Genomic DNA, 7750 nt, shown 5'->3' on the forward strand with positions numbered 1-7750 from the left:
ACCCCCCTCCGCGCAAACGGTAGTCTCGCGACAGATCGGAAATCCGCGCTATGTTCTCCGGCACCATGACCCGGATTGAAGACGCCAGGAAATTCTACGCGCGGCTGATGGCCGCCAATGCCGGCTCGCCCGACCCACGCCTGGAAGCGGTTTTCGCCGAGGTGCCGCGCGAAGCGTTTCTCGGTCCCGGACCGTGGACGATCATCGCCGGCAACGGCAAGGTCACGACGCCAAGCGCCGATCCGGCGCACATCTACCAGAACGTGCTGGTGGCGCTCGATGACGATAAGGGCATCAACAATGGCGAGCCCTTCCTGCATGCCATGTGGATTGGAAAGCTTGAACCGAAACCCGGTGAGGCGGTCTGCCATATCGGCGCCGGCACCGGCTACTACACCGCCGTGCTGGCCAGGCTGGTTTCGCCAGGCGGCACCGTCACCGCTTTCGAACTCGACGAGAAGCTGGCCGATCTCGCGCGACAAAATCTCGAAGCCTATGGCAATGCGGCGGTGGTCCATGGCAATGCCGTGACGACGCCGTTGCCACCATCCGACATCATCTATGTCAATGCCGGGGTCGTAGCGCCGCCGGCCGGATGGCTGAAGGCGCTGCGGCCCGGCGGCCGCATGATCTTTCCCTGGCGGCCGGCCGAGCGCGTCCCGCTGGCGGTGATGGTGACCCGCACGCAAAAAGGCTTCACCTGCGATCCGTTCATGCGGTCGTGGTTCATTCCCTGTGTCGGCGCCTCGGTCGCGGACTCCGATGCAACGATCCCCACCCGGGAGCAGGCCGCGCGCAGCCGCTCGATCTGGCTGGTGCAGGACAAGGCGCCGGACGACACCGCCACCGCCATACCGGCGGATGTCTGGTTTTCATCGCAAAATATCGAAGCCGGACCTCGCAAATGACAGCGGTTTGCCAAAATTTCTTATGTCCTGTCGGACCGGTGGCTCGCCGACCGTCCTTGGGCTGAAGTCCGGCCACCGACGGCGTGGATCGAAGAACGGGAGCATTGGAATGAGAAAGATCATCTCTGCGACATTCGTCAGCCTCGACGGCGTCATGCAGGCGCCCGGCGGCCCGGAAGAGGACCCGGTCGGCGGCTTCAAGTTCGGCGGCTGGACCTTCCATTACTTCGACGAGGCGGGGGGCGCGGCGATGGATGAACTGTTCTCCAAGCCTTTCGCCCTGCTGCTCGGCCGCAGAACCTACGACATCTTCGCCGCCTACTGGCCGTATCAGAAAGATCCGATCGCGGATGCCTTCAACCCCGCGACCAAATATGTCGCGACGCATCGGCCCGACACCGTCACCTGGCAGAACACGCAATCGCTTGGGCCGGATATCGTCGCGACATTGCGCCGCCTCAAGCAGGAGGATGGACCTGACCTGCTCATCCAGGGATCTGGCGATCTGATCCAGACCTTGCTCGCCAACGGGCTGATCGACGAGATCCGGCTGATGATCTTCCCGCTGTTGCTGGGCAAGGGCAAGCGGCTGTTCGGCGATGTCGCGATGCCGGCCGCCTTCAAGCTTGTCAAGTCGCAGACCACCAGCACCGGCGTCATCATGGCGACCTACGAACGATCAGGCGAGATCAAAGTTGGGTCGTTTGTCACAGGCGAGCCATCCGATGCCGAACTCGAACGGCGGAAGAACTGGAAGTAGCATTGCAGAAGCTGGGTTTCCTCTCCCCACAATGAAAGATGAACCCCACGCCGTCGAGCTTCGCTCGACACCTCCCCCGATCGACGGGTAGAGGAACCCAAGTTCTGAGAAGCTTCAAGCCGCCTGCGGCCGTCGTGCCAACCCATTGCGGATATGGCGTGCGAATTCCTGCGCCGCCGGCCCTACCCCATGCCTCGGCAGATGCAGGTTGATGGCAAAATTCGGCAGCGGCGGCAGGCCGGAATCCGATGGCAATATGTCGAGATCTGCCGGCACCGTGGAGGCCAGCCAGGCGGTGACGGCGAGGTCGGAGCGCACCGTCGCCGTCGTCGCGTCGATGTTGCCGTTCTCGAACACGGTGCGCCACTCCAGCCCATGCTCACCGAGCGCCGCCAGCACCGCCGGACGGAAGGCGCAGGTGTCGGCGACGATCGAGACCGGCAGCGGCCGCTTGGCGCGGGCAATGCCGCCCTTGGCACCGACCCAGACCAGCCGGTCGATGGCAAGGCATTCGCCCGCCGACGGGCCGACGCGTTCCTCGATCACCGCAAGGTCGATGGTCCCGGCCGCAAGGGCAGCAGTCAGTTCCGGCGACGAGGCGCAGACCAGCGATATCTCGACTTGCGGATAGGTCTCGGCATAGGTCTTCAGCACCGGCGCCAGCAAGGTGCCGACAAGGTCATAGGGCACGCCGAGCCGCACCTGGCCAGCCACCGGTGTTCCAGCCATCTCGGCCCAAATCTCGTCATTCAAGGCCAGCAGCCGCTTTCCCTTGCCGAACAGTTGTTCACCGGCGCGCGTCAGCCGCAAGCCGCGCCGGTCACGCTCAAAGAGGCTCGAGCCAAACGCCTCCTCCAGCCGCTTGACCTGCTGGCTGACAGCACCTTGCGTCAGGTGCAGCGCATTGGCCGCCGCCGTCATGCTGGCCTTGTCGGCGACGGTGATGAAGGTGCGGATCAGCGCCAGGTCGAGATTTCGGATCATGATGGGCATTATCCATCCTAATGCTGACCATAGCAAACATTTCATTTACTGAAGTTCGCGCGCGGCTACGATCGCGGCCCTCTCACAGAGGACGCCCCATGCTCGAGCCCATCATCCCGCTCATCCTGTTTGCGATCGTTGCCACCACCACGCCCGGCATCGCCACCACCCTGTCGACGGCGTCCGGCGCCCAATTCGGCTTTCGCCGTTCCGTGCCTCTACTGGTCGGCAGCGCTGCCGGCCTCGCCACCGTCACGGGTGCCGCCGCCGCCGGGCTCGCCGGCCTGCTGCTCGCCATGCCTTCGCTGCAACTGGCGATGAAGGTCATCGGCTCGCTCTATCTCATCTGGCTGGCGATCAAGATCGGCCGCAGCGGACCGCCCAATCTGGATGTGACCATGACTAGGCCGAACAGCTTTCTCGGCGGCGCCGGCATTCAATGGATGAACCCGAAAGGCTGGGCGATGGGACTGGGCGCCGCGGCCTCGTTCGCGGCATTGGCCAGCGGTCCGATGCAACTCGCGCTGCTGCTCGGCGCCACCTTCGGCCTCGCGGCGGCCGCCTCGCTTTCACTGTGGTGCGTGGCCGGCATGGTGCTGGCGCGGCTGCTGAAAACCGAATGGCAATGGCGCGCGCTCAACATCGTGCTGGCACTGGTGCTGGCCGCCTCGATCATCCCGATGTGGCGGACGGCGTGATGCGCTCAAGCCAAATCCGCGCCAATACCCCACCCACCCGGACCTTCGGTCCGACCTCCCCGCAAGGGGGAGGTAGGGAGTCCAGCTTTTTTGCACCCCCACAAGACCATTGTCGCATGGGCGGACGAGGCGCTTCTTCACCCTACCCGTTGTGGGGGTCCGAAGGACGGGCGAGACCCGTGGCTCGCCCCGGCAAGTCGCTGCGAAGCACCAGGGTGGGGTACTGGTTCGCGAAGCGAACCAGCCTTGCCAGATCAAGCCGCGTAGCGGGCCGCCGGCTTGTCGGCGTGCAGGCTGCCATAGAAGGCTTGCCGGGCGCCGAGGAAAATGTCCAGCTTGGCCGGCTCGGCGAGCGCCGGCACGGTGACGGCTTCACCCCTGGCAAGGCCGACAAGGGCCGCATCGACCATATCGTCGGCGCTCATGACGATTTCCTTCGGAAGCTGGTCTATATCGCTGCCGGCAAGCTCCCAGAAATCGGTCCGTGTCGCGCCCGGCAGCACCACCTGCACCTGCACCTCGGTACCGTCGACCTCGCGATGCAGAGCCTCGGTGAAGTTGACGACATAGGCCTTGGTGCCGCTGTAGATGCCGCCGAACGAGGTCTCATAGGCGAGCACCGAAGCGATGTTGACGACCGCACCTCGGTTGCGTGCCAAAAACCCCGGCAGCACGGCACGGGTCAGCCGCGTCAAGGCGATGACATTGACCTTGATCATGCGCTCTGCCGCGTCGGCGTCGGCGGTTGCCACCACGGACTGGCCGCCAAGGCCGGCATTGTTGACCAGCAGCGTCACGCTGTCGTCGGCAGTTACAGCCTGTTCGACGCGGCGGACGTCGTCGTCGTCGGCAAGATCGGCGCTGATCACACTGACGTTGCCGCTATAGGTCTGGCGCAGCTTCCCGGCCAGTTCCTCCAGCCGGTCGGCGCGCCGCGCCACCAGCACCAGATCGTAGCCCTGCCCCGCCAGCCGGTCGGCATAGACCGCGCCGATGCCCGACGAAGCACCGGTGATGACCGCCGTGCCCTTGTTGCTCTGTCCACTCATTGTCCTGTTCCTTCTTCGACTGATCTGGTTCGTTTCGACTGACCCGGCGCCGCGGCATCTGCCGCGCTTGCCGGAAAGTCGCTTGATTTGAATTAGTGGCATATGCCACTAACCGTGAAGTAGGCTTATGCCACTATCTTGTCAATGATAAGGACGGGGATTATTTGAGGGCAGCAGCCAGGCCTCATTCGCCGGCGCCAAGGACCATCATGTCAAAGGACAACTTGCCCGGCCTCACGCTCTGCAACAATGCCGCGCTGCGCCGCGCGGCGCGCAAGCTCGGCAAGTTTTATGATGATGTGGTGGAGCCATCAGGCCTCAAGGCGACGCAGCAGGGCCTGCTCTACCAGATCCATATCGGCGACGAGCCGGCGATGGGCGCCATCGCCGCGTCGCTGATCATGGACCTGTCGGCGCTCGGCCACACGCTGAAACCACTGATCCGCGACGGCTATGTCGAGACCTTCGCCGATCCGGAGGACCGCCGCGTCAAGCGTGTGCGGCTGACCCCGCAAGGGTTGGCCAAGCTCGAGGCAGCGATGAAACTGTGGCAAATCGCCCAGCAGCGTTTCGAGGATGTCGTCGGCAGGGACAAGGCTGAAAAGCTGCGCGCGGCGCTGGATGACATCGCTGCGATGGATTTTGATCTGCCGCCGGCCTGAGATGGCCGGCAGCGAGCTTTCAAGTCCTGAACCTATTCCGCAGGCACTGCGGCCGGTTTCGTCAGCCGCCCGGCCAGCACGATGCCAAGCCCGATGATCGGGAAGATCGCGGCGACCAGGCCGAGATCGGCCGGCGCGCCGTAGCGCAGCACGGCACCACCGACCACGGCACCCAGCGCCACGCCGAGGTAGAGCGCCGATGCGTTGAGCGACAGCACGATCGGGGCGGCATCGGGCGCCAGCTTGATGATGCGGCTCGCCTGCGCCGGAGGGAACGCCCAGCCGACGATGCCCCACGGCACCATCATCGCCATCAGCGCCGGCCCGGCAATATGGTGCGGCAGGAAGGTCGGGATGACCGACAGCAGGACCAGCATGCCGGCGCTCAGCACCAGCGACCAGCCAACGGTGCGGGTCGCGCCGAACCGGTCGGCGGCCTGGCCGCCGCCAATGTTGCCGATGACGGCACCGACGCCGAAGGCGAGCAGCATGCCGGGCAGCGCGATCTGGCTGAGCCCGCCACCTTCGATGGCGAGCGGCGCGACATAGGCAAAGACGGTGAAGGCGCCGATCAGCGCCAGCACTGTCGTCAACAGGATCGGCATCACGCCGGGACGCAGCGCTGCCGCCAGCCTGCGCTTCAAGGGCAGCCTGGTGCCAACGATGCCCCGCGGCAGCCGGTACCAAAGGATCGCGCCCGCAAGTGCGCCAAGGCCGGCGATGGCAAAAAAGGTGCCGCGCCAGCCGGCAACGGTGGCAACGAGCGCGCCCAGTGGCGCACCCAAGGCAACGGCCACGGTGGTGCCGCCGACGACGACGGCGATGGCACGCGCCCGGTGATGATCATCGACCAGCGCCACTGCGGTGCCTTGCGCGGTCGCGGCGAACAGGCCCGACGACAGCGCCATGACGATGCGGGCGATCAGCAGCAGTTCGAAGGAGGAACTCAAGGCGGCCGCGATGTTGCCGATAACGAAGAACACCAGCGTCCACAGGATGACGCGGCGCCGGTCCCATTCGCCCGTCAGCGTCGCCAGGATCGGCGTGCCGATCGCATAAGCGAGTGCGAAGGCGGTGATCAGCGTGCCGGCCAGCGGAATGGAGATGCCGGCATCCGCCGCGATGTCGGGCAGAAGGCTGGAGATGACGAAGCCTTCGGTCGAGATCGTGAACGATCCGAGCGCGAGCCAGAAAAGGCGCTTGTCCATGGCGGGATGTCCTTAGTTCAAAAGTTATTGAACAATTGGACATAATAGGGCATCATGTCAATGAAGCCAGGGAAAAATAGCTGAACCTTCCTGACAGCCCTGTGTCAGCACAGGTCGGCGCGAGACAGAGGAAGGCCGCGTGCGGGCCAACAATGATGGATGCGTTGAAATCGGAGCCGACTGTGCTTAGTTTCGAGCCATGACCTTGCCACACCCCAATACGGACCAGATCAGCCTGCCGATCGTGCTTGGCGTGCTCGGCGACCCGACCCGGCTCGCCATCGTGCGCTATCTCGCCAGCAAGCAGGGCGTGCCGCTGAACTGCAGCCAGTTCCTCGATTTCGGCTCGAAGACCAATCTGAGCTATCACCTGGCCAAATTGCGCGAGGCCGGCGTCACCCGCGCCGAGGTGGTCGGCACCAACCGCATGATCACACTGCGCCGCGCCGATCTCGACACCCGCTTCCCCGGCCTGCTCGACAGCGTCATCGCCGCCGCCGGTGCCGATCCGGCACTGCCTGCGGTCGGCGGCCACGACATCGAAATCCACGCCAGACCTTGAAGGACTTGGGCTCCTCGCCCCACGGATGTGGGGAAAAGGAAAACTGTGTCACACAGGAGCCTCCCGAAAATGCGCATCGCCGTCCTCGCCGATATCCACGGCAATGTGCTGGCGCTCGACGCCGTGCTTGACGACCTGCGCCGGCGCGGCGGCGCCGACCTGACCGTCAATCTCGGCGACAGCGTGTCCGGCCCGTTGTGGCCGCGCGAGACGTTTGCGCGGTTGGAGGCGCTGAACCTGCCGACGGTGCGCGGCAACCACGACCGCCGTGTCGCCGCCGACCCCGCTGATGACACCATGTGGCCCTCCGACGTCTATGCGCAGGAGCGGCTGACCGAGGCACAGCGCCAGGTGCTTTTCGCCCAGCCGCTGACACTGGAGATCGCACCAGGAATCATCGCTTTCCACGCCCGTCCCGACCATGACGAGAAATATCTTGCCGACACCATCGTCAATGGCCAGTTGGTGCGCGCGCCGCTGACGGCGATCCGACGTCGGCTGAAGGCGCTCGACCCGGCTTGCCGCATCGCGCTGTGCGGCCACAGCCACCGCGCGGAACTGATCCGCGTCCCCGATGGTCCCGTCATCTTCAATCCGGGCAGCATCGGGTGCCCTGCCTATGACGATTCCACGCCGCCGACGCATGTCTCCGAGCAGGGCTCGCCGCATGCGCGCTATGGAATCGTCATCTTGGGCAGCAACGGCCAGCGCGACCGCTTCGAGGCCATCGCCGTCGACTACGACCATGAGGCGGCCGCTAGGCAGGCCGAACAGGCGGGCCGGCCGGAATGGGCTCACGCGCTCAGAACCGGGTTCATGCCCATGCCCGGCTGAACGCCCTTCGTTCATGCCGTCCAGAGTTGGCTTACGGCCTGGCGGACCGGGTTGAGACTGGCGAAACGGCGACCCGAATTTTCGG

Annotated in this window: 9 protein-coding genes; 6 read left to right on the plus strand and 3 right to left on the minus strand. The window is 65.0% G+C overall.

Annotated features, from left to right (window positions below; genetic code table 11):
• Positions 1–65 precede the first annotated feature (65 nt).
• Positions 66–908, plus strand: a complete 843-nt coding sequence (locus LB558_RS31665) for a protein-L-isoaspartate O-methyltransferase family protein (RefSeq protein ID WP_224701191.1) — start codon at positions 66–68, stop codon at positions 906–908.
• Between the two features lie 109 nt (positions 909–1017).
• A complete protein-coding gene (locus LB558_RS31670) occupies positions 1018–1668 on the plus strand; it encodes a dihydrofolate reductase family protein (protein WP_224701164.1) in 651 nt (216 codons plus the stop codon).
• A gap of 114 nt (positions 1669–1782) precedes the next feature.
• Here LB558_RS31670 and LB558_RS31675 read toward each other — a convergent pair whose 3' ends face one another.
• Complete coding sequence (locus LB558_RS31675; RefSeq protein ID WP_224701193.1) at positions 1783–2652, minus strand: LysR family transcriptional regulator; 870 nt, start codon at positions 2650–2652, stop codon at positions 1783–1785.
• A gap of 98 nt (positions 2653–2750) precedes the next feature.
• Here LB558_RS31675 and LB558_RS31680 point away from each other — a divergent pair, with 98 nt between their 5' ends.
• Positions 2751–3350: a LysE family translocator gene (locus tag LB558_RS31680; protein WP_224701166.1), complete on the plus strand. Its 600-nt coding sequence runs from the start codon at positions 2751–2753 to the stop codon at positions 3348–3350.
• A 254-nt stretch (positions 3351–3604) separates the two neighbouring features.
• Here the strand turns inward: LB558_RS31680 and LB558_RS31685 are convergent, their stop codons facing one another.
• Complete coding sequence (locus LB558_RS31685) at positions 3605–4399, minus strand: SDR family NAD(P)-dependent oxidoreductase (protein ID WP_224701168.1); 795 nt, start codon at positions 4397–4399, stop codon at positions 3605–3607.
• A 209-nt stretch (positions 4400–4608) separates the two neighbouring features.
• Between LB558_RS31685 and LB558_RS31690 the strand changes: the two genes are divergently transcribed.
• Complete coding sequence (locus LB558_RS31690) at positions 4609–5061, plus strand: MarR family winged helix-turn-helix transcriptional regulator (protein WP_224701170.1); 453 nt, start codon at positions 4609–4611, stop codon at positions 5059–5061.
• Between the two features lie 32 nt (positions 5062–5093).
• Here LB558_RS31690 and LB558_RS31695 read toward each other — a convergent pair whose 3' ends face one another.
• The gene (locus LB558_RS31695; RefSeq protein WP_224701178.1) at positions 5094–6269 is read right to left on the minus strand and encodes an MFS transporter; all 1176 of its coding nucleotides are present in this window, start codon (positions 6267–6269) and stop codon (positions 5094–5096) included.
• Between the two features lie 199 nt (positions 6270–6468).
• Here LB558_RS31695 and LB558_RS31700 point away from each other — a divergent pair, with 199 nt between their 5' ends.
• Both LB558_RS31700 and LB558_RS31705 read left to right on the plus strand, forming a co-directional pair.
• On the plus strand, positions 6469–6831 hold the full coding sequence (locus LB558_RS31700; protein ID WP_224701180.1) for an ArsR/SmtB family transcription factor: 363 nt from the start codon (positions 6469–6471) through the stop codon (positions 6829–6831).
• A gap of 69 nt (positions 6832–6900) precedes the next feature.
• A complete protein-coding gene (locus tag LB558_RS31705; RefSeq protein ID WP_224701182.1) occupies positions 6901–7665 on the plus strand; it encodes a metallophosphoesterase family protein in 765 nt (254 codons plus the stop codon).
• Positions 7666–7750 lie beyond the last annotated feature (85 nt).

This window comes from Mesorhizobium sp. CO1-1-8, assembly GCF_020164875.1.
Taxonomy (GTDB): domain Bacteria; phylum Pseudomonadota; class Alphaproteobacteria; order Rhizobiales; family Rhizobiaceae; genus Mesorhizobium.

Bases quoted from the DNA above. Each gene is read 5' to 3' on its own strand.
- LB558_RS31685 (WP_224701168.1), bottom strand. From the start codon at position 4,399: ATGAGTGGACAGAGCAACAAGGGCACGGCGGTCATCACCGGTGCTTCG.
- LB558_RS31705 (WP_224701182.1), top strand. From the start codon at position 6,901: ATGCGCATCGCCGTCCTCGCCGATATCCACGGCAATGTGCTGGCGCTC.
- LB558_RS31670 (WP_224701164.1), top strand. From the start codon at position 1,018: ATGAGAAAGATCATCTCTGCGACATTCGTCAGCCTCGACGGCGTCATG.
- LB558_RS31675 (WP_224701193.1), bottom strand. From the start codon at position 2,652: ATGATCCGAAATCTCGACCTGGCGCTGATCCGCACCTTCATCACCGTC.
- LB558_RS31695 (WP_224701178.1), bottom strand. From the start codon at position 6,269: ATGGACAAGCGCCTTTTCTGGCTCGCGCTCGGATCGTTCACGATCTCG.
- LB558_RS31680 (WP_224701166.1), top strand. From the start codon at position 2,751: ATGCTCGAGCCCATCATCCCGCTCATCCTGTTTGCGATCGTTGCCACC.
- LB558_RS31700 (WP_224701180.1), top strand. From the start codon at position 6,469: ATGACCTTGCCACACCCCAATACGGACCAGATCAGCCTGCCGATCGTG.
- LB558_RS31690 (WP_224701170.1), top strand. From the start codon at position 4,609: ATGTCAAAGGACAACTTGCCCGGCCTCACGCTCTGCAACAATGCCGCG.
- LB558_RS31665 (WP_224701191.1), top strand. From the start codon at position 66: ATGACCCGGATTGAAGACGCCAGGAAATTCTACGCGCGGCTGATGGCC.